This is a genomic window from Xanthobacter variabilis, from assembly GCF_043831965.2.
Classification (GTDB): Bacteria; Pseudomonadota; Alphaproteobacteria; order Rhizobiales; family Xanthobacteraceae; genus Xanthobacter.
On the sequence record NZ_CM195533.1, the window covers coordinates 3,533,690 to 3,556,309 of the forward strand.

General features: G+C 67.8%; 19 protein-coding genes. 15 read left to right on the plus strand and 4 right to left on the minus strand.

The genetic code is table 11. The features are described from left to right. Positions 1 to 192: 192 nt before the first annotated feature. The 3 genes from V5F26_RS15545 to V5F26_RS15555 all read left to right on the plus strand — a co-directional run bounded on the left by V5F26_RS15545 (position 193) and on the right by V5F26_RS15555 (position 3,705). Positions 193 to 729: a TRAP transporter small permease gene (locus V5F26_RS15545; RefSeq protein ID WP_234050833.1), complete on the plus strand. Its 537-nt coding sequence runs from the start codon at positions 193 to 195 to the stop codon at positions 727 to 729. Next, a complete protein-coding gene (locus V5F26_RS15550; protein WP_234050626.1) occupies positions 726 to 2,048 on the plus strand; it encodes a TRAP transporter large permease in 1,323 nt (440 codons plus the stop codon). Before V5F26_RS15545 ends, V5F26_RS15550 begins: the two co-directional genes overlap by 4 nt. 124 nt (positions 2,049 to 2,172) lie before the next feature. Next, on the plus strand, positions 2,173 to 3,705 hold the full coding sequence (locus V5F26_RS15555; protein WP_394946409.1) for an acetate--CoA ligase: 1,533 nt from the start codon (positions 2,173 to 2,175) through the stop codon (positions 3,703 to 3,705). A 153-nt stretch (positions 3,706 to 3,858) separates the two neighbouring features. Here V5F26_RS15555 and V5F26_RS15560 read toward each other — a convergent pair whose 3' ends face one another. After that, positions 3,859 to 5,166 (minus strand): sensor histidine kinase, encoded by a 1,308-nt coding sequence (locus V5F26_RS15560; protein WP_394946410.1) that lies wholly within the window; start codon positions 5,164 to 5,166, stop codon positions 3,859 to 3,861. Next, complete coding sequence (locus V5F26_RS15565) at positions 5,163 to 5,825, minus strand: response regulator (protein WP_394056523.1); 663 nt, start codon at positions 5,823 to 5,825, stop codon at positions 5,163 to 5,165. The genes V5F26_RS15560 and V5F26_RS15565 overlap by 4 nt, the downstream gene beginning before the upstream one ends. Positions 5,826 to 5,904: 79 nt before the next feature. On the opposite strand from V5F26_RS15565, the gene dsbD reads away from it, so the two are divergent. The 8 genes from dsbD to V5F26_RS15605 all read left to right on the plus strand — a co-directional run bounded on the left by dsbD (position 5,905) and on the right by V5F26_RS15605 (position 13,745). Continuing rightward, positions 5,905 to 7,812 (plus strand): protein-disulfide reductase DsbD, encoded by a 1,908-nt coding sequence (gene dsbD, locus V5F26_RS15570; RefSeq protein WP_394946411.1) that lies wholly within the window; start codon positions 5,905 to 5,907, stop codon positions 7,810 to 7,812. A gap of 59 nt (positions 7,813 to 7,871) precedes the next feature. Next, positions 7,872 to 8,501: a DsbA family protein gene (locus tag V5F26_RS15575; protein WP_394056519.1), complete on the plus strand. Its 630-nt coding sequence runs from the start codon at positions 7,872 to 7,874 to the stop codon at positions 8,499 to 8,501. Between the two features lie 35 nt (positions 8,502 to 8,536). Beyond that, the gene (locus V5F26_RS15580) at positions 8,537 to 9,190 is read left to right on the plus strand and encodes a L,D-transpeptidase (RefSeq protein WP_370640619.1); all 654 of its coding nucleotides are present in this window, start codon (positions 8,537 to 8,539) and stop codon (positions 9,188 to 9,190) included. Positions 9,191 to 9,319: 129 nt separating this feature from the next. Beyond that, the gene (locus V5F26_RS15585; protein WP_394946412.1) at positions 9,320 to 10,567 is read left to right on the plus strand and encodes a threonine/serine exporter family protein; all 1,248 of its coding nucleotides are present in this window, start codon (positions 9,320 to 9,322) and stop codon (positions 10,565 to 10,567) included. Positions 10,568 to 10,672: 105 nt separating this feature from the next. Next, positions 10,673 to 10,924 carry a GlsB/YeaQ/YmgE family stress response membrane protein gene (locus V5F26_RS15590; protein ID WP_234050633.1) on the plus strand — a complete coding sequence of 84 codons (252 nt, stop codon included), beginning with the start codon at positions 10,673 to 10,675 and terminating at the stop codon, positions 10,922 to 10,924. 139 nt (positions 10,925 to 11,063) lie between these two features. Beyond that, complete coding sequence (gene rfbF / locus V5F26_RS15595) at positions 11,064 to 11,837, plus strand: glucose-1-phosphate cytidylyltransferase (protein WP_234050634.1); 774 nt, start codon at positions 11,064 to 11,066, stop codon at positions 11,835 to 11,837. An 82-nt stretch (positions 11,838 to 11,919) separates the two neighbouring features. Next, entirely contained in the window at positions 11,920 to 12,450 is a 531-nt protein-coding gene (gene rfbC, locus V5F26_RS15600; RefSeq protein ID WP_394946413.1) for a dTDP-4-dehydrorhamnose 3,5-epimerase, read from the plus strand. Further along, positions 12,447 to 13,745: a glycosyltransferase family 2 protein gene (locus V5F26_RS15605; RefSeq protein WP_394946414.1), complete on the plus strand. Its 1,299-nt coding sequence runs from the start codon at positions 12,447 to 12,449 to the stop codon at positions 13,743 to 13,745. Before rfbC ends, V5F26_RS15605 begins: the two co-directional genes overlap by 4 nt. 20 nt (positions 13,746 to 13,765) lie before the next feature. Here the strand turns inward: V5F26_RS15605 and V5F26_RS15610 are convergent, their stop codons facing one another. Next, positions 13,766 to 14,656: an NAD-dependent epimerase/dehydratase family protein gene (locus tag V5F26_RS15610; protein ID WP_394946415.1), complete on the minus strand. Its 891-nt coding sequence runs from the start codon at positions 14,654 to 14,656 to the stop codon at positions 13,766 to 13,768. Positions 14,657 to 14,929: 273 nt separating this feature from the next. On the opposite strand from V5F26_RS15610, the gene V5F26_RS15615 reads away from it, so the two are divergent. From V5F26_RS15615 to ppk2, 4 genes are all read left to right on the plus strand, one after another. Further along, entirely contained in the window at positions 14,930 to 16,156 is a 1,227-nt protein-coding gene (locus V5F26_RS15615; RefSeq protein WP_394946416.1) for an FkbM family methyltransferase, read from the plus strand. After that, positions 16,153 to 16,878 (plus strand): FkbM family methyltransferase, encoded by a 726-nt coding sequence (locus V5F26_RS15620; protein WP_394056507.1) that lies wholly within the window; start codon positions 16,153 to 16,155, stop codon positions 16,876 to 16,878. Before V5F26_RS15615 ends, V5F26_RS15620 begins: the two co-directional genes overlap by 4 nt. Before the next feature lie 138 nt (positions 16,879 to 17,016). After that, complete coding sequence (locus V5F26_RS15625; RefSeq protein WP_394946417.1) at positions 17,017 to 19,239, plus strand: O-linked N-acetylglucosamine transferase family protein; 2,223 nt, start codon at positions 17,017 to 17,019, stop codon at positions 19,237 to 19,239. A gap of 238 nt (positions 19,240 to 19,477) precedes the next feature. Next, on the plus strand, positions 19,478 to 20,575 hold the full coding sequence (gene ppk2 / locus V5F26_RS15630; RefSeq protein ID WP_394056504.1) for a polyphosphate kinase 2: 1,098 nt from the start codon (positions 19,478 to 19,480) through the stop codon (positions 20,573 to 20,575). Positions 20,576 to 21,086: 511 nt separating this feature from the next. Here ppk2 and V5F26_RS15635 read toward each other — a convergent pair. Then, positions 21,087 to 22,607, minus strand: coding sequence for a KpsE/RkpR family capsule polysaccharide export protein (locus V5F26_RS15635; protein ID WP_394946418.1), 1,521 nt, complete (start codon positions 22,605 to 22,607; stop codon positions 21,087 to 21,089). Positions 22,608 to 22,620 lie beyond the last annotated feature (13 nt).

A 22,620-nucleotide genomic window follows, 5' to 3' on the forward strand; every position in this document is an offset into this window, starting at 1 on the left:
TGCCCGGCCGCTCGGTCGGCCCTGGGATTGGGAGGACCCATGGAAGACCCGCTGCACAAACTCTATGTCATGCTCGGCGTGCTCGCCGTCACGTTCGCCCTCTACCTGGGCTATCGCGTGCGCAACGAGGGCCTCGGCGCGGCCCTAAGGCACACGCTCAACTACCTGGAAGAAACCATCATCGCGGTGCTGATGGCGGCGGCGACGCTGCTCATCTTCGTGGCCGTGGCCCAGCGCTACGCCGCCGGCGTGCCGCTGCTCTTCCCCTATGTGCGCGGCATCAACCTGGGCTGGGCCCAGGAGGCCTGCATCATCATGTTCGTCTGGATGGCGAAGATCGGCGCCGCCTATGGCGTGCGCACCGGCATCCATGTGGGCGTGGATGTGCTGGTGAACGCGCTTTCGCCGTCGCGGCGCTATGCGCTCATCCTCTTCGGGCTCCTGTGCGGCGCCCTGTTCACGGCGGTGGTGGGCTCGTTCGGGATGAAGTTCGTGATCGCCCGCTACGGCTTTGGCGACATGACGGCGGAGATGGAGCTGCCCTCCTGGATCGTCTATCTCGCGATCCCCATCGGCTCCTACCTCATGTGCTTCCGCTTCCTGCAGGTGGCGTGGTCGTTCCTGCGCACGGGCGAATTGCCGGTGCATGACCACGGGCATGTGGCCGGCCTTCCAGAGCTACCCGGCACCGATAAATCCGACCTCTTTCCGAAGGATGCTCCGCGATGAGCGCCGCCATCATCTTCGGGCTGTTCCTGGCCCTCATGCTCACGGGCATGCCGATTTCCATCGCGCTCGGCATGACGGTGCTCACCTTCGTCTACACGCTGACACAGATCCCGGTCGACATCGTCGCCCAGAAGCTGTTCACCGGCATCGAGAAGTTCGAGATCATGGCGATCCCGTTCTTCATCCTGGCGGGTAACTTCCTCACCCATGGCGGCGTGGCGCGGCGGCTCATCAACTTCGCCACCAGCATGGTCGGCCACTGGCATGGCGGCCTGGGCCTGGCGGGCGTGCTGGCCTGTGCCCTGTTCGCGGCGGTCTCGGGCTCTTCTCCGGCCACCGTGGTGGCCATCGGCTCCATCCTGCTGCCGGCCATGCAGGCGCAGGGCTTTCCGCAGCGCTTCGGCGCCGGCGTCATCACCACCTCGGGCGCGCTGGGCATCCTCATCCCGCCGTCCATCGTGATGGTGATGTACTCGGTGGCCACCACCGGGTTGCAGATGACCGGACCCAATGGGGAGCGCGTCACCTCCGCGTCCATCGGCGACCTGTTCATCGCCGGCATCGTGCCCGGCCTGCTGCTGGCCCTGCTGCTGAGCGCCACCACCTGGTATCGCGCCTGGAAGAACGACTATCCCCGCATGCCGAAGGCGACCTTCGGCGAGCGCTGGAAGGCCTTCCGGGAGAGCATGTGGGGCCTTTTGCTCATCATCATCGTGATCGGCGGCATCTATACGGGCGCCTTCACGCCCACCGAGGCGGCGGCGGTGAGCGCGGTCTACGCCTTCATCATCGCGGTCTTCGTCTACAAGGACATGGGCCTTGCGGACGTGCCGAAGGTGCTCCTTTCGAGCGCCAACATGTCGGCGATGCTGCTCTACATCATCTCCAACGCGGCCCTGTTCTCCTTCCTCATGACCAATGAGAACATCCCGCAGGCGATGACTGAGTGGATGGTGGGCCTGGGCCTGGGCATGGTGGGCTTCCTGCTCATGGTGAACGTGCTGCTGCTGCTCGCCGGCAACGTCATGGAGCCCACGTCCATCGTGCTCATCATGGCGCCCATCCTGACCCCGGTGGCGGTCCGGCTCGGCATTGATCCGGTGCACTTCGGCATCATGATCGTGGTGAACATGGAAGTGGGCATGTGCCACCCGCCGGTGGGCCTCAACCTCTATGTGGCCTCCGGCATCACCAAGCTCGGCATCAGCGAGCTGACGGTGGCGGTGATGCCCTGGCTGCTGGCCATGATCGGCTTCCTGGCGCTCATCACCTACGTGCCGGCCGTCACCATGTTCGTGCCACGCCTGCTCGGTATGTGACGCGCGCGCGGGCGGCCATCTCCCCCCGGGGTGGCCGCCCGCTCACCTTCTACGCTAAAGCTCCGCTTCCCCCGCCGGCGCGCCGCGGTTCGCGCACCCGGCCGCTTTCCTCAAGGATGAAGTCATGACCGGTCCGTCCGCTTTGCCCCGGTTCAATCTGGCCGAGCACTGCCTGGCCCGACAGGCCCAGCGCTTCGGCGATCGGCGCGCGCTGGTGCTGGTGGGTGATGGCGGCGCCACCGAGGAATGGACCTATGGCGCGCTCGACGCCGCCGTGCGCCGCCTCGCCGCCGGCTTCCAGAGCCTGGGCCTGCCGCCCCAGGCCCGGGTGCTCATCCGCGCCGGCAACGATTCCAGCTTCGTCATGGCCTATCTCGGCGTCATCGCCGCCGGCTATGTGGCCCAGCCCACATCGGCCCAGCTCACGCTGGAGGAAGTGGTTGCCCTGTCACAGGATTCCGGGGCTTCCGCGGTGGTTCTGGGGCGCGATTACCTGGTCGAGCGCGACGGCTTCCCCCATTGCCTCGTGCTCGATCCGCAGGAGATGGAGCGCCTGGCCGCCCACGCCCCGCTCACGGAATATGCCGCGACCGCGGCGGACGACCCGGCCTATCTGGTGCACACCTCCGGCACCACCAGCCGGCCCAAGGGGGTGGTGCATGCCCACCGCGCCATTCTCGGCCGCAAGCCCATGCATAAGGACTGGCTCGGCCTTGGGGAAACCGACGTGCTGCTCCATGCGGGCGCGGTGAACTGGACCTACACCCTGGGCGTCGGCCTCCTCGACCCGTGGGCCTGCGGCGCCACCTCGGTGATCTATAACGGCCCGCGCGATCCGGCCGTGTGGCCAAGGCTGATCCAGCAGTGGGGGGCCACCATCTTCGCGGCCGTGCCCACGGTGTTTCGGCAGATCATGAAGAATTGCGAGATCAAGGACTTCGACCTGTCCACCCTGCGTCACGCGGTGGCGGCGGGCGAGGCGCTCTCGCCCCAGGTTCTCGCCGACTGGCACGCGACCACCGGCACCTGGATCTATGAGTCCCTCGGCATGAGCGAGGTTTCGACCTTTATCTCCAGCCGCCCCGGGGAGCCCATCCGTCCCGGTTCGCCCGGGCGTCCGCAGACCGGCCGGCGCGTCGCCATCCTGCCCATCGAGGGCGGCACCGAGCCCCTGCCGACGGGGGAAACCGGCCTTCTCGCCGTGCACCGCTCCGATCCAGGCCTGATGCTCGGCTATTGGCAGCGGCCGGAAGAGGAGGCCGCCGTCTATCGGGGCGAGTGGTTCGTGGGCGGGGACCTTGCCGCCTTCGACGAAGACGGGTGGCTCTGGTTCCACGGCCGCAACGACGACCTGATGAACGCGCTGGGCTACCGCGTGTCGCCCATGGAGGTGGAAAAGGTGCTGGCGCGCTGCCCCGGCATCGTCGAGGCGGCAGCCGCTGAAACCAAGGTGCGCGAAGATGTCAGCATCATCACCGCCTTCGTGGTGACGCAGCCGGAGGCCAAGCCCGCGGAAGCCGAGGTCCTGTCCTTCTGCGCCGAGCATCTGGCCGCCTACAAGTGCCCCCGCAAGGTGGTGTTCGTGGATCACCTGGAGCGCACCCCCAACGGCAAGGTGAGCCGCAAGGCCATGGCGCGCAGCGTGGCGACCGCCTAGCGCGTTTCCGAGCGAAGCGCGGGCCGGTTCACCGGGCCGCGCCGCTCCGGTGACCGCAAAGGGGCCGACCTGGCTCCTCGACCTGGCTCCTCGACATGGCTCCTCGACATGGCTCCTCGACATGGCTCCTCGACATGGCTCCTCCTGCCGGGGTCAGGTCCAGATCACCTCCGCCCGCAGGCCCGCGCGATCGGTCCGGTTTTCCAGCGACAAGCGCGCGCCGGCGCGTTCCGCGGCGAGGCAGGCGATGGTCAGGCCCAGCCCGCTGCCGGAGGAGCTGCGGTGCCGGCCGCGATAGAAGCGCTCCATCACACGGGGCAGGTCCTCCGGCGGAATTCCCGGCCCCTCGTCCTCCACGCAGACACCTCGCTCGGTGCGCCGCCAGGCGATATGGCCGGGCCCGCCCATGTGCTCCACCGCATTCTCGTGGAGATTGCGCAGCACCAGATGCAGCGCCTCGCGCCCACCGCGCAAAGCAAGGCCATCAAGAGCCCCATCCACCGACACGTCCACCCCTGACGGCGTCGGAGCCTGCTGCGCGATCTCGCGCAGCAGCGCACCGGCATCCACGCTGTCGCCCGCGCTATGGGGCGGATTGGCCTCCAGCTTCGCCAGCGCGAGGAGCTGGCGCACCAGCCGCGCGGCGCGATCCACGGACACCAGAATCTGCCGCAACGCCCCCTCGCGGGTGGCGCCCTCGCCAGCGGAGAGGGCAATCTGCGCCTGGGTCTTCAACCCCGCCAGCGGCGTGCGCAGCTCATGGGCGGCGAAGGCGGTCACCTCCCGCTCGTGGAGACGCGCCGCCTCCACCTTACCGAACAGGCCGTTGAGCGCCTCCAGCAGCGGGCGGACCTCGGCCGGCGCGTCGGCGGGGGAAACGGGGCTCATGTCCTCGCCATCGCGGGCGGCGATCTCCCGCGCCACCGCCTCCAGCGGCCGCAGGCCACGCCCCAGGCTCACCCAGATGAGCAGCCCTAGCAGCGGCACGATCAGCACCACCGGCCCCAGCAGGCCCGCCATGAGGTCCCACACCAGACGGTCGCGCAGGCCCACGCGATCGCCCACCATCACCCGCACGCCCTTGTCGGAATCGAGAATGGTGTAGACGCGCCAATCCTCCCCATTCACCTCGCGCTGGGAAAAGCCCTCGGCCGGCCCCGCCAGCGCCTCTTCCGGCGCGCCGCTGGAGCGGGCGACGAGCTGCCCGCCCAGGGACCAGATCTGGCACGAGAGCTGGCGCTCATAACCGGTTTCGGAAAATGCGGGCGCCCTGGCGGCGGTGGCGATGTTGCCGTCCGCCACCAGCGAATGCACCATGCGGGCGGCTTCCTGCAGGCGGGCATCCAGCACCCGCTCCAGCTCGCTGCGGCTTGAGGAATAGATCCAGCCCACCGCGCACAGCCAGATGGCCCCGGTGGCCGCCAGCAGGATGAGGAACAGGCGGCGCCGCAGCGAGCTCATGGCTCCCCCCGCAGGCGATAGCCGAGGCCGCGCACCGTCTCAATGAGGCTGCGGCCTACCTTGGCGCGCAGATTGTGGATGTGGACTTCCACCGTGTTGCTCTCCACTTCCTCCTGCCAGCCATAGAGGCGCTCCTCGATCTCGCTCTTGGAGCGGATCACGCCCGGGCGTTCCATCAGCGCGGCCAGCACGGCGAACTCCCGCCGCGAGAGCGCCACCGGCTGGCCATCCAGCCGGGCCGCGAAGGTGGCGGGATCAAGCTCCAGGGCGCCGGCCTTCAGGGTGGGCCCCGCCCGCCCCTGCCCCCGCCGGGCGATGGCGCGCACACGGGCGGCGAGCTCGTCGAGATCGAACGGCTTGCCAAGATAGTCGTCCGCGCCGGCATCGAGGCCCCGCACACGGTCGCCCGTATCGTCGAGGGCGGTGAGCAGCAGCACCGGGGTCGCATCCTCCCGCGCGCGCATGGCGGTGAGAATGTCGAGGCCGGAGCCATCGGGCAGCATCAGATCCAGCACCACCGCGTCGAAGCGGGTGGCGGCGAGGGCGGCGCGCGCATCGGCGCAGGTGGAAACCTCATCCACCGTCGCGCCTGAAAGCCCCAGCCCCACCTTCAACCCGTCCATCAGGACCGGATCGTCCTCGACGACGAGTATCCGCATCTGCCTCTTCTCCTGCCACCCCACCACCTTCTACCCCGAGCTTAAGGCTGGCTTAAGGTGGGCGGCCGAGAGAGCGGCCATGATGATGAGATCGCTTCTGCGCGGGGCCTTCCCGCTCCGGGTCGCTTCGCTCCTGGCCGCGCCATTCCTGCTCGCGCTGATGGCCGTGGCGGGCGACGCATCGGCCGCCGGCGCTAAGCCGCTGAAGGCGGACGAAGCCTTCCGCCTCTCCGCCGAGCGCACCGCCGACGGCACGCTGTCCCTGGGCTGGCAGATCGCGCCCGGCACCTACCTCTATCGCGACAGCCTGAAGGCGGACCGCGCGGGTGCGCCCATCCAGCTCGCCACCTCTCCCGGCGAGGAGAAGGACGACCCGAACTTCGGCCCCGTGGAGGTCTATCACCGACAGGCCCAGGCGACGGCCGCCGGCCTGCCGGCCACCGGCGAGCTGAAAGTGTCGTACCAAGGCTGCGCGGAAGCCGGCATCTGCTATCCGGTGGTGACACGCACCATCGACCTCGCGACGCTGGACATCAAGGCGACCGGCGCCAGCTCGCCGCTCGCCGCGCCCTCCAGCGCCTGGACCTCATCCGCGACCTCCCCCGCGCGAAGCGAACCGCCCGCCGCCGCGGCGAAGGCGGGCGCATCCGACCCTGCCACCGCATCCCCGGCGTCGCCTTTTGCCGAGGCGGAGCCGCCGGCTGCCGGCGAGGGTACTGCCTCCGCGCTGTTCGGCGGCAGCCTGGGCGTATTGCTGCTGGCCTTCCTTGGGTTCGGCCTGCTTTTGGCCTTCACCCCTTGCGTGTTTCCCATGCTGCCCATCCTGTCCGGCATACTGGCCGGTGGGGAAAGCCGGCCAGGCCCGGCGCGCGGGTTCGCCCTTTCGGCGGCCTACGGGCTCGCCATCGCCGCCGCCTATGGCGTGCTGGGGGTGGCGGCCGGCTGGTCCGGCGCCAACCTGCAGGCAGCCTTGCAGACCGAATGGGCGCTGGGCGCCATGGCGGTGGTGTTCCTGCTGCTCGCCCTCTCCATGTTCGGCCTGTTCGATCTGGCCTTGCCGTCCGCCCTCGCGGCCCGGCTGCCGCGCGGCGGCGGCGGTTCGCTCTCGGGCGCGGCGGCCCTGGGGTTCGCTTCGGCCCTGGTGGTGGGGCCCTGCGTCACGCCGCCCCTGGCCGCGGCCATGCTCTATGCCGCGCAGACGGGGGATGCCGCGCGCGGTGGCGCGGCCCTGTTCATGCTGGGCCTGGGCATGGGGCTGCCCTTGATCCTGGTGGGCACCTTCGGCGCGCGCGTGCTGCCGCGCTCGGGCCCCTGGCTGGTGCGCATCAAGCAGGTGTGCGGCGTGCTCTTCCTGGGCGTCGCTGCGGTGCTGGCCACCCGCCTCATGGCGCCGCCTGCAGCCCTGGCGCTATGGGGCGTCCTGGCAGTGGGCGTCGGCGTGTTCCTGGGCGGGCTCGACCGCAGCTGGCCGGGCCGCCCGCCCGCCGCCCGGCTCGCCAAGGCGGCGGGGGTGGTCGCGCTGATCTACGGCGCCGCCATGCTGGTGGGCGCCGCCGGCGGCGCGGGCGATCCGCTGCGCCCCCTCGCCTTCCTTAACGGCGGACCGCGCGCGGCGACGCCGCAGGCCGTGCAGGAAGCGCGCGTCGCCTCCCCCAAGGCGCTGGATGCGGCTTTCGCCCAGGCCAAGGCGGAGGGCCGGCCCGTGCTGGTCTCATTCACGGCGGGCTGGTGCACGGTGTGCAAGTCCAATGAAGCGGTGATGGAGGAGCCCACGCTGCGCGACCGGCTGGCGCGCATGCCGCGCATCGCCGCCGACGTAACCGAATATGGCGAGGGGGAGCGCGCGCTCATGTCCCGCTTCGCAGTGATCGGGCCGCCCACTTTGTTTCTGCTGGACCCCTCCGGCCAGGAGCTGCCCGGCTCCCGCATCGTCGGCGCGGTCACCCCTCAGGACATTGAAGGCCTGATGGCCAAGGCCGGGCTTTGAGCACGGCCTTCCGAAAAACCGACAGCGCAATTTTCCAGAACACTCAACGGAGACCCCACATGCATCGCCGGGACTTCATCCGCCTTGCCGCCGTGTCGCTTCTTCCTCCGGCCCTCATGGCCGGCACCGGTCGCGCGCTGGCGCAAAGCGTGGATGTGGAAGGCATCTTGCGCGATCCCGAGGCGCCCACCGCCGGAAACCCCAATGGCGACGTCACCATCGTCGCGTTCTTCGACTACAACTGCCCGTTCTGCAAGAAATCCGAGCCCGACCTCGCCCGCGTGGTGAAGGAGGATGGCAATATCCGCGTCGTCTACAAGGATTGGCCGATCCTCACCAAGGCTTCCGTCTATGGCGCGCAGCTCGCGCTCGCTGCCAAGTACCAGGACAAGTACCACGAGGTGCATGGTGCTCTCATGGCGATCCCCGGGCGCAAGATCCCCGAGGAGCAGATGCTGGAGGCGGTGAAGGCTTCCGGCGTGGACATGAACCGGCTCAACCTGGACCTTACCCTGCACGGGCCGCAGATCGCCGCGCAGCTGAAGCGCAACAATTCGCAGGCGGAATCCATCGGCCTGCAGGGCACCCCCACCTATCTGGTGGGGCCGCTGCTGGCCTCCACCCTCGACTATGCGAGCTTCAAGCGCGCCATCGCCGAGGCCCGCCGCCGCCAGGCCGGTGGCCAGTGAGGGGAACCATGGACCAGCGCTGCCCCACAATGCCCATGACGCCCCGTCTCCTGCTCACCCTGTTGCTGCCCCTGGCCTTGGGCGCCTGCGTGACCGCCGCCCCCGATGGCGCCTCCAGCGGTGCCCGCCCGCGCCTTTCGCCCGCCGATGCACAGCGCTACGGCGAGGTGCGCGACGGCGGCTACATCATTCCCGCCGCCGATCCGGAGGAGATGAAGACCCGCAACGTGCGCCAGCTCGTGAACGACCCCACCGGCCAGACGCCTGGCACCCTGGTGGTGGATCCAAAGAATCGCTTCCTCTATCTGGTGCAGGAGAACGGCAAGGCGCTGCGCTATGGCGTCGGCGTGGGCAAGGCGGGCATGGAGTTTTCCGGCACCGCCAGCGTGGGCTACAAGCGCGAATGGCCGAGCTGGCGGCCCACCAATGCCATGATCGCCCGCGAGCCCAAGAAATACGAGCCCTGGTCCGGCGGCATGGCGGGCGGCACGGACAACCCGCTGGGGGCCCGCGCGCTCTACCTGTACAAAGGCGGGCAGGACACGCTCTACCGCATCCACGGCACCAACGAGCCCTGGTCCATCGGCGAGGCAGTCTCCTCCGGCTGCATCCGCATGATGAACCAGGACATCATCGACCTTTATGGGCGCGTACCCAACGGCGCGAAGGTGGTGGTGCTGCCCATGTAGCACCACCCGCCCGCCCGGCGGCCTCACACAGGCACCGGCTCCCCCTTGACGCGGCGCAGCGAAGCAGCCTTGGCTGTGCCGTGGGGCAGGCGCGCGAGGCGCCTCGCGCAGCAGGGAATGGGCCGCACCGTGCCTCGTGAGACATCCAGTATTCCGGACCTGATCGCCACCACCACCGAGCTGCTCTTCCTGAACGGGCAAGCCTCTGAAAGCACCGGCGATTCCATCCGCCGGCTTGGCAAGGCGCTGGGCGTGAAGGTGGACCTGCTGTTGCGCTGGGGCGAGGTGGTGCTGTTTGTGGAGGGCCACCCCGCGCCCATCATCCTGGCGGTGAAGCCCACCAGCGTGGACATGGGCCGGGTGGCGGCGGTGCTGCACCTCATCGATGAGGTGGCCGCCGGCCGGATGACCCCGGACACCTACGCCGCCGAGCTGGAAAACGTGACGCGCATGCCGCCGGTGAACGTGTTCCGCTTTGCAGCGCTGGCGGCGGCGGGCGCGGCCGCCCTGGGGGTGATCTTCGGCGCGGTCACCTTCGCCACCATCGCGGTGATCGCCTTCAGTGCCGGTTGCGGCGCCCTGCTGCGGCGCGCGGTGTCCCACCTGTCCCGCAACCCGCTCATGCAGCCATTCACGGCCGCCTTGTTCGCGGGCGTCACCGGGGTGCTGGCCATTCATGCGGGCATCGGGGTCGACCCCCGGCTGGTCCTGGTCTGTCCCTGCATGGTGCTGGTGCCGGGCCCCCACGTGCTCAACGGCACCATCGATCTGGCACGGGCGCGCATCACCATCGGCTCGGCGCGGCTGGTGTTCGCCGGCCTCGTGGTGCTGATGATCTGCGCCGGCCTGCTGCTGGGCCTCACCGTGGGCAACATTGACCTGCCGAATGCCGGCCCGGCCACCGTGGTGCCGTGGTATCGCGACGTTCTCGCCGCCGGCATCGCCGTCGCGGCCTATGGCACTTTCTTCAACATGCCCTGGCGCATGCTTCCGGCGCCCGTCCTGGTGGGCATGCTGGCCCATGGCGGGCGATGGGTGTTGCTGGGCGCCGGGGTGAACCTTGCCGCCGCCAGCCTCGCCGCCTGCTTCATCGTGGGGCTCATCGCCGCCCCGCTCGCGAGCCGCCTGCGCTATCCGTTCGCCGGCTTCTCGTTCGCGGCGGTGGTGTCCATGGTGCCCGGCGTGTTCCTGTTCGAATCCGCGGCCTCTCTGGTGGAGCTCACCACCCACGGGACGGATGCCTCGGCCCAGCTCCTGGTGAGCGCCACCGTGAACGGCATCACCGCGCTCCTCATCGTCCTCGCCATGACCGTGGGGCTGATCGTGCCCAAGATGATGTTCGAGCGCCACCGGAGCGGCCCGCGCAAGATCGGCTGACCTCGGCCCGATGACGCTGGGAAACCGATGGGGAACCGACGCGGCGTCATCGGCGTTGCAGGAGGTGCCGCCGGCCCAAAGGCGGCCCACCGCGCGAGGCAGGCCATGGCAGATGCTCAAATCGGCTGGATCGCCGCCATCATCATCGGCGGCATAGCGGGCTGGATCGCCTCCGCTCTCATGAAGAGCGAGAACGGGCTGCTTCTCAACGTCATCCTGGGGGTACTGGGGGCGGCGGTGGCGAGCGTCCTGTTCGGCGTCCTGGGCATCAGCTTCGGCGGCTGGATCGGCTACCTTGTGGCCGGCATCATCGGAGCCTGCATCCTCATCGTTGGATCGCGGGCCGTCCGCCGATAGGCGCGCGGGGTGGCGCAAAGTCACCCATAAGGTCATCCATTAGGTCAGCCACAAGCAATCAAGAGCGCGTAAAGAGCCTCGTTCAGATCATAGGGCGGGCTGGAGACAGGTCGTGGCCTGCTCCAGGGGACGGACGGGCATGAAGGTCGTGATTTTGGCCGGTGGGCGGGGCACGCGCCTGGCGGAGGAAACCAGCGTGCGGCCAAAGCCGCTGGTCGAGATCGGCGACAAGCCGATCCTCTGGCACATCATGAGCATCTATGCCCATTACGGCTTCATCGATTTCATCGTATGCGCCGGCTACAAGGGCTACCAGATCAAAGAATACTTCGCGAACATGGTGCTCCACCACTCCGACGTGACCGTGGATCTGGGGCGCAATGTCGTCCACTACCATCAGCGCGATACGCCGGACTGGCGGGTGAGCATCGTCGACACCGGCCTCGACACCCAGACCGGCGGGCGCCTGAAGCGCATCGGGCGTTACCTCACCCCCGGCGAGCCCTTCTGCATGACCTATGGCGACGGCGTCGCCAACGTGGATGTGGCGAAGGAGATGGCCTTCCACCGCGCCCACGGCCTCAAGGCCACCATGTGCGCCGTCGCGCCGCCAGCCCGCTTCGGCGCCGTGGCGATCGAGGACGACCGCGTCAGCACCTTCGTGGAGAAGCCCACCAACGGCAACCAGCGCATCAATGGCGGCTTCTTCATCCTGGAACCCGAGGTTCTCGACCTCGTGGACGGCGACGACACCATCTGGGAGCGCCAGCCGCTGGAGCGCCTGGCGGCGGAAGGCCAGCTCGCCGCCTATTCCCATGACGGCTTCTGGCAACCCATGGACACGCTGCGCGAGCGCATGCAGCTCGAAGACATGTGGAACAGCGGCCGCGCGCCCTGGAAGGTCTGGGCGTGACCCCATCCCGCCCCCGCCGAGGACCCGCGTCCCGGCCCCGCTCCACCGCGCCGGTGCACTCCGGAGCGGAGCGCGGCGCCCTATGAAATTCGTTCCCACCACCGTGGACGGTGTCATGCTCGTGGAGGTGACGCCGTTCGAGGACGAGCGCGGCCTTTTCGCGCGGACCTTCTGCGCCGACACGTTCCGCGCACACGGGCTGATGGACCGCTTCGTCCACGCCAACACCTCCTGGAATCCGCGCAAGGGCACCCTGCGGGGCCTGCATCTCCAGGCCCCGCCCCGCGCCGACGCGAAGCTGGTGCGCGCGGTGCGCGGGCGCATCTTCGATGTGGCCGTGGACCTGCGCCCCACCTCCACCACCTACCTCAACTGGACGGCGGCCGAGCTCAGCGCCAAGCGGCGCAACGCCCTTTATATTCCAGAGGGTTGCGCCCACGGTTTTCTCACCCTTGAGGATGAGACCGAGGTGTTCTACCTCCACTCCGAGGTTTACGTTCCCGACCTCGCCCGCACTTACCGCTGGAACGACCCCGCCTTCGGCGTGGACTGGCCGGCGGCACCCACGACCATCTCGGCCCGCGATGCCGCAGCGGAGGATTACCAGCCATGATCGGCACTTTCATTCCGGAAATTCTGCCCTCCGCCAAGCAGGAGAGCGCCCAGGACGTCACGCTCAGCATCTGCGTGCCGACCTATAACCGCGCGCCGTTCCTGGAATACCTCCTGCCGCAGATCAAGACCTGGGGCGAGAGCTGGGACTTCGCGTTTGAAGTCGTGGTGTCGGACAATCATTCGACGGACAACACCGCCGAGGTGGTGGAGCGCTTTCGGGCCGAAGGGCTGCCGATCCGCTACTTCCTGCAGGAAGAGAACAAGCTTCTCTCCAATCTGATCAGCGCATTTCACCGTGCCTGCGGCAAGTATGTGATCTACCTGGCCGACGATGACCTCATCCTGCCCGAGGCGCTGGCGGACACCATTCACTTCCTGCAGAACAACCCCGAGGTCTGCGCCTGCTACACGCCCTGGGAACTCTTCGACGACCTCAACAAGGTGCCGAAGGGAACCTTCTATACGCAGCCGGACGACCTCAAGGTGTTCAAGCCGGGCGATGAGGCCGATCTGATCGGCTATGTCATCGAGCACCACATCTTCCCCGAAATCGCGGTCTATCGGGCTGATGCCATTCGGCGGATCGTCACGGTGCCGCGCTTCTGCTACTGGGCCTTCAGCTATCTCACCACCCTTTCGGCGCTGGGTCCGGTCGCCTTCCGGCGGTCCGTATACTACCGCTCTGTCACGCTGACCCCGGTCATGCCCGAGCGCACCCAATGGGGTCTCGATGATGCCATGACCATCTGGGACAATTACCGTGGTGGCATCGAGTACATGATGTTCAACCTGATGCGTCGCCACAAGGTCGCCGCGACGGATGATATGCGGAAATCCCTCCGCGGGCTGATCGATTACTTCGTCGAGCAGCGCATGCGGGTGGCCATTCGCCTGTGGCTGCTGCGCAAGGACTATATCCGGGCCTATGAGCTCATCTGCCGGCTCTCTTATCTTGACCCCAGCATCATCAGCAGCTTCGAAAACCTGGAGAGGCTGCCTCTGCTCGTGATGGCGCAGACCCTCGCCCGCTTCGCCAATGGCATTGCGGAAGTGGAACGGCTGGTGGTGGCCGGGGTGGAGGATGGCCAGGCCCTCGGCAAGCTGCTGCGGGACGCCGGCCTTGAGCGGCGCATTTTGGTGATCCCGCCGCCCGCCACCCCTTCCGAGAAGAACCTGCGCACGAGCGTGGTGTTCCTCGCCAACGACAGCCTGCGCCAGGGCTTCCTGGACCAGGGCTACGCGCCGGGCCTGATCGTCAGCGAGCGGGACATCCGCGGCTCCGTCCTGCTGTAAGCGCCTTCCGGGCCGGCGTCTCAGGACGGTTCTGGCCAGAGGTTGCACACACCGACCACGACCGGCGGATCCCCCGGCCGTGGCGGCGCGCTCCCGAACTCCAGAAGATCGGGGCGGCCGAGGGCTCTCGCCGTGCGCTCCGCCAGCTCACGAACGGTCACGGGCACGCCCGAGCAGATGTTGATGGCTCCCGGCTGGCCCGTCTCGACGATGCGGGCCACCATGGCGCCCGCCTCCGCCACATCGAGGAAATCGCGCACCTGGGTGCCCGCGGAAAGGCGCGCCACCTCGCCCGCCGCGAGACGGGCGCGGATATAGGCGACAAGGCGCCGCTCGTCCTCCCCCTCGCCGTAAAGATAGAACAGGCGCGCCCAGGAAAAGATGGTGCCGCCAGCGGCCTCGCCGGCAAAGAAGGCGGACAGGGTCTGGTAGAGCGCCAGCTTCGCGGTGGCGTAGAGGCTGGCGGGCCCGAGTGGCGCATCCACGCTCAGATGGTCGGACGGCAGGGCATATTCAAAGCAGGTGCCGACGCCAATCACATGCCCCACCCCCGCCTCGGCGGCGCCGCGCGCCAGGGCGAGACCGCCGCGAAGGCAGTCCAGGTTGAGCGGCGAGGCGAGATAGAGGCCGGGCGTGGCGACCCATGCCGCATGGATGACGGCATCCATTCCGGCCGTGGTCGACGCCCAGAACGACGCATCGTGCGCAAACAGGTCCGCCGTCTCCACCACGTCGGCCGGAGCCGAGAGGCGGTGCGCCGTGCCAGTCCTCACCACGGCTTTCACGCGATGGCCCCGAGCCACCAGCGCCCGGTGAATCTGCCGGCCAACAAAGCCCGTGGCCCCGGTGAGGAGAACGCGGCGGGCGCCATCACGCTGCGAGAAAGCGGTTTCGGGCCGGTCGGAAGGCATGCGGGGGACATCCTCTCGGGTCGGAGTCGGGGCACCTGCTTATGGCGGAAGCGGATGGCGCGAAGCTGGCGCCCGTGGGGAAGGGGCCGCAGGGGGAGCGAACGCACAAGGCCGGCGACAGCCTCCCCGTTCATGGTCCCGCAGCGGGGCCACAACCCATGCCCGCCATGATGAGGAAACGAGAGCAGAAGCCATGACCGCGCCCGATCCGGCTGCCCTCGTTTCAGGGCCCCTGGCGTCTACGGGGCCCACCCCCCATCGGGGACGCGCCTGATGCCGCGCGCCGCCGCGACCCATCTGCGCCTCGTCTCCGACGCCCATGTCAGTCGCCATCTTACCCAGGCCCCAGACCTGGACACCGCATTCCACCTGCTCGGCGAAGCCAATGCGCGCGCGCCGGCCGGCGCGCCGATGGTGCCCGGCCGTCGGAAATTGTGGCTTTACGGCCCCGATGAGATCACCCGGCCCGCCCTCGCTTTTCTCGAGGCGGTGGGCCAGCCGGTCGCCGGAATCCTGGTCGACAGGGCCGCCGACGGCGTGGCGCATCCGCGCCATGGGGACATTCCCGTGCTGGGAGCCGAGGACGCCCCGCCGGAGACGAAGGCTGCGGCGCTGGTGGCCATCTGCACCCTCACGATGCCGTTCGCGCCGATCGAGGCGGAGCTGAACCGCGTTGGCTGGTCCCATTGCGTGCCGCTGCATGACGTCACCGCGTTCTTTCGCGAGCAGCAGCCCTTCGGCGACGGCTGGTTCGCGCCCCGGCTGGACCCGGCGGAGATGGAGGCGGCCGGCGCCGTTCTGGCGGGCTTCGGCGACGCGGCGTCGCGCGCCCACTATCTGCGCTTCGCCGCCTGGCGGCTGGCCCGGCAGGAGTGGGACTTCAGCGACGCTCCGGTGGAGCCGGACACCTGCTTTTTCATTCCCGAAGTGACACGCGCGTTCAAGCCGACGGAACGGGTGCTCGACGCGGGCGCCCACGACGGCCGCGTGATCGCCCAATTCCTGAAGCGGACGGGAACGTCCGTGTCCACCATCTGGGCGGTGGAGCCGGACGCCGCGAACCGGGCCCACCTCCAGGCCCGGGTGGATCGATTCGACATCGACCTTCGCGCCCGCACGCAGATTCTGGACGCCGTGCTGGGTGCCGGCGCCGAGGCGGTGCGCTTCCATGGCGGGCTTGGTCCGTGTTCGCGCATCGCGGCTTCCGGAAGCCGCCTGCGGGCCGCCGTGCCCCTCGACGCGCTGGCCCTTGACCCGACATTCGTGAATCTCGATTTGGAAGGGGCGGAGCTCAATGCTCTGGCGGGCGCCCGCCAGACCCTGTTGAAGCACCGGCCGATCATCGCCGTCACCGCGCACCACAGCGCTGATGGCCTCATCGCGACGCCATCGTGGCTGATGCGCGAGCTTCCCGATTACACCGTGCTGATGCGCACCCACGGATGGTGCGGCACAGGCGCGGTTCTCTACGCCATCCCCAAGGAGCGCTCAGCCCCATGACCGTCTTTGCCGATTCCAGCGGGTTCATCATGGACCTCGGCATGCATAATGGCGACGACACCGCATATTATCTGGCGCGCGGCTACAATGTCGTCGCGCTGGAGCCAAACCCCGTGCACGCCAATGCCGGGCGCATCCGCTTCGCCGATGCCATCGGGGCCGGGCGCCTGAAGCTGGTGGAGGCGGCCCTTTGGTCGCGCCGTGGCCTCCTGCCCTTTCATGTGAACGAAATCGACGATCGCTGGAGCAGCCTTGATCCCGAGCATGCCGCCCATGGCGGCGCGCCCACCCATGCCGTCGAGATCACGGCCCTCACGCTGGGCGACCTTTTCGACCGCTTCGGCACGCCGCTCTACATCAAGATCGATGTGGAAGGAGCAGAGAAGACCGTGCTGGATCAGCTTTCGCGCCAGCTCGTGAAACCGCTCTACACCAGCATCGCGGAAGGCCCCGTGGGCTTCGACTTCATCACGACTCTGGCCGAATGCGGCTATGACGGGTTCCAGCTGGTGGACCAGTCGGACTTCAGCTCGATGGACGATCCGGACCTTCCCTATACCTTCCCGGAAGGCTCCTCCGGCCCCTTTGGAGACGCCCTGCCGGGTCCGTGGCTGGATCTCGCCGCCGTGGAGGAGCTCTATTCCACCACCGTGCGCAGGCGCGACGGCGAGCGCATCGCGTCCGAAACGAGCACGTTCGACATCCACGCCACCAAGGTCTAGGCAACGCGAATTCCGCGGGGCCGCGGCGCCGCCGCACGCTCACAACACAAGCCACGGGCAAGTCAGGGCGGCAAAGGTGCGGCCACAGGCTCATCCGCGACACCGCAGCAGGCGTCGCGGACGCAAGAGGACGAGAACATGGCCAAGGTGCAGAAGGCCGCATCCCGCTCGGGGACGGGCGCCATTCTGAAATCCATTCAGGATGCCAAGCAGGCAGCCACCCTGCACCAGTCCGGCGCCTATGCCGAGGCGGCTGAGCTTTACGCACGCATTCTGAAGCGCGACCCGCGCAACGCGCAGACCCGGCACATGCAGGCGCTCTGCTTCATCCGCCTGGGCCGGCTGCCCGAGGCGGTCTCCGCGCTGCGGACCGCGGCCAGCCAGAGCCCCAAGGACGCCAACATCCTGGCCAGCCTGGGCGAAGCGCTGATGAAGACCGGCGAGATCGCGGAGGCAACGGCCGCCTTCGAGCGCGCCTGCGCCATCGAGCCGGAGCATCGGGCGGCGCGCCGGGCCCTGGCCCGCATCGTCGGCTCTGCTCCGGACGGGGTCGCGACCCTGCGCCAGTGGGTGGAGGCGCATCCCGGCGACGGCAACGCCATCCTGGCCCTCGGCCGGGCGATGATCGTGGCCGGCGAGAAGCCGAGCCTGGCCATCGAAGAATGGCTGGCGGCGGAAAAGCGCGGCGCCCTCAAGGTTCAAAACATCATCGAGGAAGCCGACCACGCCTACAACAATGATCGCCCAGAGGAAGCACTGGCCCTGTTCCGAGCAGCCGCGGTCCTCAGTCCGGGCTATGCCGCAGTTCACTGCAACATCGGCGCGCTGCTGATGGAGAACGACCTGCAGGGCTCCCTGCGGGCTCTGCAGACCGCGCTCACCCTCAAGCCCGACAATGTCAGTGCGCTTCTCAACATGGCCAGCCTGTATTCGCGGCTGGGACGGCACTCCGAAGCCCTGGACTGCTATCTGCGCACGCTGACGCTCACGCCCGACAGCATTCCGGCCCATGTTGGCGCCATCGACATGAGCCACCACATCTGCGAGTGGGGCAATCTCGCCAAATGGGAGAAGGAGATTACCCGGCTTCTCGCGGGCGACGAGCTGATCAACGTCGATCCCTTCGTGCTCCTCAGCTGCGAGGTCACCCGCCACGATTTGCTGCGCGCCGCGCGTGGCTGCAGCACCACCCGTGTTGCACGCGGCACGCCGCTGCCGCCGCCGCCCGCGGGCGATCCGAACCGCCGCATCCGCATCGGCTACCTGTCCAGCGACCTGCATGCCCACGCCACGGCCTACCTGACCGCGGGCATGTTCGAACGCCATGATCGCGAGAAGTTCGAAACCTTTGCCTATTCCCACGGCATCGATGACGGATCCGAGACCCGCAAGCGGATGGAGAAGGCGTTCGACCACTTCATCGACATCCGCACCCTTACGGATCGCGAGGCCGCCGTGCGCATGCGCGAAGACGGCATCGATATTCTGGTGGATCTGAAGGGCTTTACGGGCGGCTGCCGCACCGCCATCCTGGCCCTGCGTCCGGCTCCCGTCCAGGTGAACTTCGTGGGCTTTCCCGGCTCCATGGGTGCCGATTTCATCGACTATCTCGTGGCCGACCGCATCATCATCCCGCCAGAGGCCGAGAGCGATTACGACGAAAAGATCGTGCTTTTGCCGGACTGCTACCAGCCCAATGACAGCACCCGCGCCGTGCCCTCGGCGGTGCCGAGCCGGGCCGAGTGCGGGCTGCCGCAGGATGGCTTCGTGTTCTGCTGTTTCAACAACACCTACAAGATCACGCCGGAGATTTTCGACGTCTGGATGCGCCTGCTGGACCAGGTGCCCGGCTCCGTGCTCTGGCTGTTCGAGGCCAACCGCACGGTCCGCGACAACCTGGCCTATGAGACCGCCGCGCGGGGCGTCGATCCGGAGCGGCTCGTCTTCGCCCCCTTCATCAAGGGCCAGGACAAGCACATCGCCCGGTACATGCAGGCCGACCTGTTCCTGGACACGCGCCCCGTCAACGCCCACACAACCGCGAGCGATGCCCTGTGGGCCGGCGTGCCGGTGGTGACCTATCCGGGTGAAACCTTCGCGTCCCGCGTGGCGGCGAGCCTGGTCAGCGCCGTTGGGCTCCCGGAACTCGCCGTCTCCTCCTTTGAGGCCTATGAGGCTCTCGCACTTTCCATCGCGCGCGACCCGGCACGCCTTGCCGCGCTGAAAGCCCATCTGGCAGCCGCGCGCACCAGCTCTCCCCTGTTCGACACCGCAACCTTCACGCGCAATATTGAGGCCGCCTTCACGCGCATGCACGCCTTGCGCTGCGCCGGGAAAAAGCCGGAGCGCATCGTGATCTGATCGTCCGCGCGCTGCCGGCGAAGCATGCCGATACGGTGCATTTGATCGTGGTCAACGCCATTTCACCGTTTACACTGCAAGGCTTCAGCCCGGACTTCGACCCGCGTCGTTTCCGCCTTCTCCTCCCTGGCATCCGCCGGGCCGGGGACCGCCGTCGCGGGTGAGGGAGCCGGCGATCCGGCGTGGACGGCCGCGTCCCGCGCCGATCGAAGGCCCGATGCAGAGAAAGATGTGAGACATGACTGAGGATGGCACCCCCGTGGAAATCGTCACCGGCAGCGACGCACCGGAGGCGCCCTTTCTCCAGGCTGCCGCGGACAGTCTTGCCGATGAGCGCGTGAAGGCGGCCCAGGAGGCGAATGCCTCCGCCGTAGCCGATATCGCCGCGGATGAGACGGTGACGGAGGGGCTTGAAGCCATCATCGCCGGCTCGTCTCCGGACGATGCCGCCCGTCTTCGCGCCTCCCTCGGCCTGCCCAAGCCCCCGGGCCAGTCCCATGCCCGCAACGACGCCCTCTCCGACGACTGGCGCACGGGCGGCTACCCCTACAAATACCGGATTTTGCGCCGGGACTACGAGCAGCAGAAGTTCCTGCTGCAGAGCGAACTTCTGAAGCTCCAATCCTGGGTGAAAGAAGCCCGGCAGCGGCTCATCATTCTGTTCGAGGGCCGTGATGCCGCCGGCAAGGGCGGCACCATCAAGCGCTTCATGGAGCACCTCAACCCGCGTGGTGCCCGCGTCGTGGCTCTTGAGAAGCCGAGCGAGGTCGAGCGCGGCCAGTGGTATTTCCAGCGCTATGTGGAGCACTTGCCCACGACTGGCGAGATCGTCCTGTTTGATCGCAGCTGGTATAATCGGGCCGGCGTCGAGCGCGTGATGGGCTTCTGCAGCAACGATGAGTATCGCGAGTTTCTGCGTCAGGCGCCGGAATTCGAGCGCAACCTGGTGCGCAGCGGAACCCACCTCATCAAGTTCTGGTTCTCGGTGAGCCGCGAGGAGCAGCGCCGGCGCTTCAAGGAACGCAAGGTGCATCCCCTGAAGCAGTGGAAGCTCTCGCCCATCGACCTGGCGTCCCTCGACAAGTGGGAAGATTACACTCGCGCCAAGGAAGCCATGTTCTTCCACACCGATACGGCCGACTCCCCCTGGACCGTCATCAAGTCCGACGACAAGAAGCGCGCGCGCCTGAATGCCATGCGCTATGTGCTTCACTCCCTGCCCTACACCGGCAAGGATCCCGAGCGCATTGGTCCGGTGGACCTGCTGCTGGTGGGCCGAGCCAATGCCGTGCACGAGCGCGACGAATACAACTTCGGTGCACCGACCGGCCTTTAGAGCGCCCTGCCCGCCGCTGTCGCCGCTTCGCGCGCCGAAAACGCGGCACATCACCGGCTAAAGCCCTCCCCGTTTCCGTGAAATGGGAAGGGTACCGGTGCGCCTGACCGCGGGATGCTCACTCAGGGTGCCCAACCGGCGCTCTGCCCGCGGCCAACAGGCCACCTCAAGCCAGCCAACAGACCCAGGAACGGTCATTCCGGAATCGGCAATCGCCGGCCACCAATGTATTCTCTGAATGCGCCCTGTGGGCTTCGCTCGACCGCCGTGGCCATGCACCAAGCGAGCAAATGCACGGAGCGAGCATAGGCACTCAGCGCCCACCCTCCGTGCCGGTCGGGATCGCCGGGCGGTCTGGGCCGAAGTCCGGACAGGCTGGCGTTCGGACGCACGACCTCCCGCCCATCGCGGCCCGAGGGTCAGCATCGGGCCGCTCTCCGGGCCCTAAGGAGGTGCCCATCCCAGCCCACACGGAAAGCTGGGGCGCTTAGTCAACTCCGACGTGTCGACCTTAGACGCTGTGGTCCCGAATGGACGCGAGCACCAAGCGCGCAATCAGCCATGCAACGAAGGTCACGGCAACGACGCCCAGCAGGATCAGGAAACGCCGAGGAATCGTCGACTCTTGCGGAGGCGAGGGCGGAACGATATTCACAACGTAAAGTTTCTGGTGCTCAGACTGCAAGACCGCGCTCTGCAGCATCGCAGCAGCGGAATTGTATTTCTGCTGCGCAAGCTGAACGTCAATTTCCAGAAGCTTGAACCGGCTGATCAGGGGCGCCAGCGCATCGGTCCGCCCGGTCAGCCTGCTCTGCTCGGTCCGGATCTGCGATTCCAGTGACGCCAGCATGTTGCGGATCTCGACAGCGCGCGGAGAGTCGGGCGATGCCGTGCTCGTCAAAGCGCCCAGCTCCGCCCGCTTCACCGCAACCTGCTCGCGCAGGGACGCAATGATCTTGCTGAAGCTCGAGGCCTCGTCCAGCGGATCCAACATGCCGTTCTTCACTTGAAGATCGGTCATGGCAAGCATCGCCGCGCGCAAGCCGTCCTCGGCCTCCGTCAGCTGCACCTGCGCGAGGCGGATCATGTCAGTCCGGGCGCGCTCGTTGAAGGTGTTGACCAGCCGCTCACTGATGCGCGAGAGAACCTGCGCCATCTGGTAGGCGGTCTCCGGATCATAGGCATCCGTCGACAGGGTGATCTGCCCTTCGATGTCGGAATAGGAAACCGACGTGTGCGCCAGGTAATTTGCATACCGCGCTTCGTAGTCGGCATTTTTGGGCAGGCGATTGAACCAGTCGATGCTGCCGGACTTGAAACGATCACTCAGCTTCAAGGCCTTCTCAAGCTCATTGAAAGCCTCGCGCGACCGGATGAAGTTCACGACAGCAAACGATTCGTCGATCGCACGCTCCGCATATCCCTGCCCCGTCGACGCGAGAGCGCCGGACAAGGTGCCCATGGACCCGCTATACGCGGCCGAATTGGTGGGATTGCGAATGGCGAGGACCGTATCGACGCGATATCCGTCCGGCGCGATCAAGTAGAGGTAGCCCGCCGCCACGATGATCGGCAAGGCGAAGAACAGCCGATTGAAAGTCTTGATGTTCGACTGCCAGAACTCGCGCACCGCCATCCGCTGCAAGAGCGGGGCGTTGGCCTCCTCAGCCACAACATCGTCGCCGGGCACCTTCAGCCAGTTGAAGATGGACCGGACATTGGCCGTGCGCTGCCGCAACCCGCGCAGAACAGGCACCAGCCGCGGCGCCACCAGCGCCCGGCTCGCGCGCGGGGCCTCAGATCCCTCGTCCTGGCCGTCTTGCTCCTCGCCCCGGCCAGCTGGCTTCAGGGCCGCCGCGCGCAGGCGCCGAAGGACGGCGGGAGCCTCGTTTGCCTCAACACTCGGCAGCTGAACCACCGCGGCCGGCCGGCGCCGACGCGGATTCGCCGCGCTCTCGCCATTGGCGCCAGGCACCTCGACGTCGTCAATCGGCGCAGCCGGACGTTGACGCAGATTCACGGGACTGTTCAAGCCGAACCCCTTC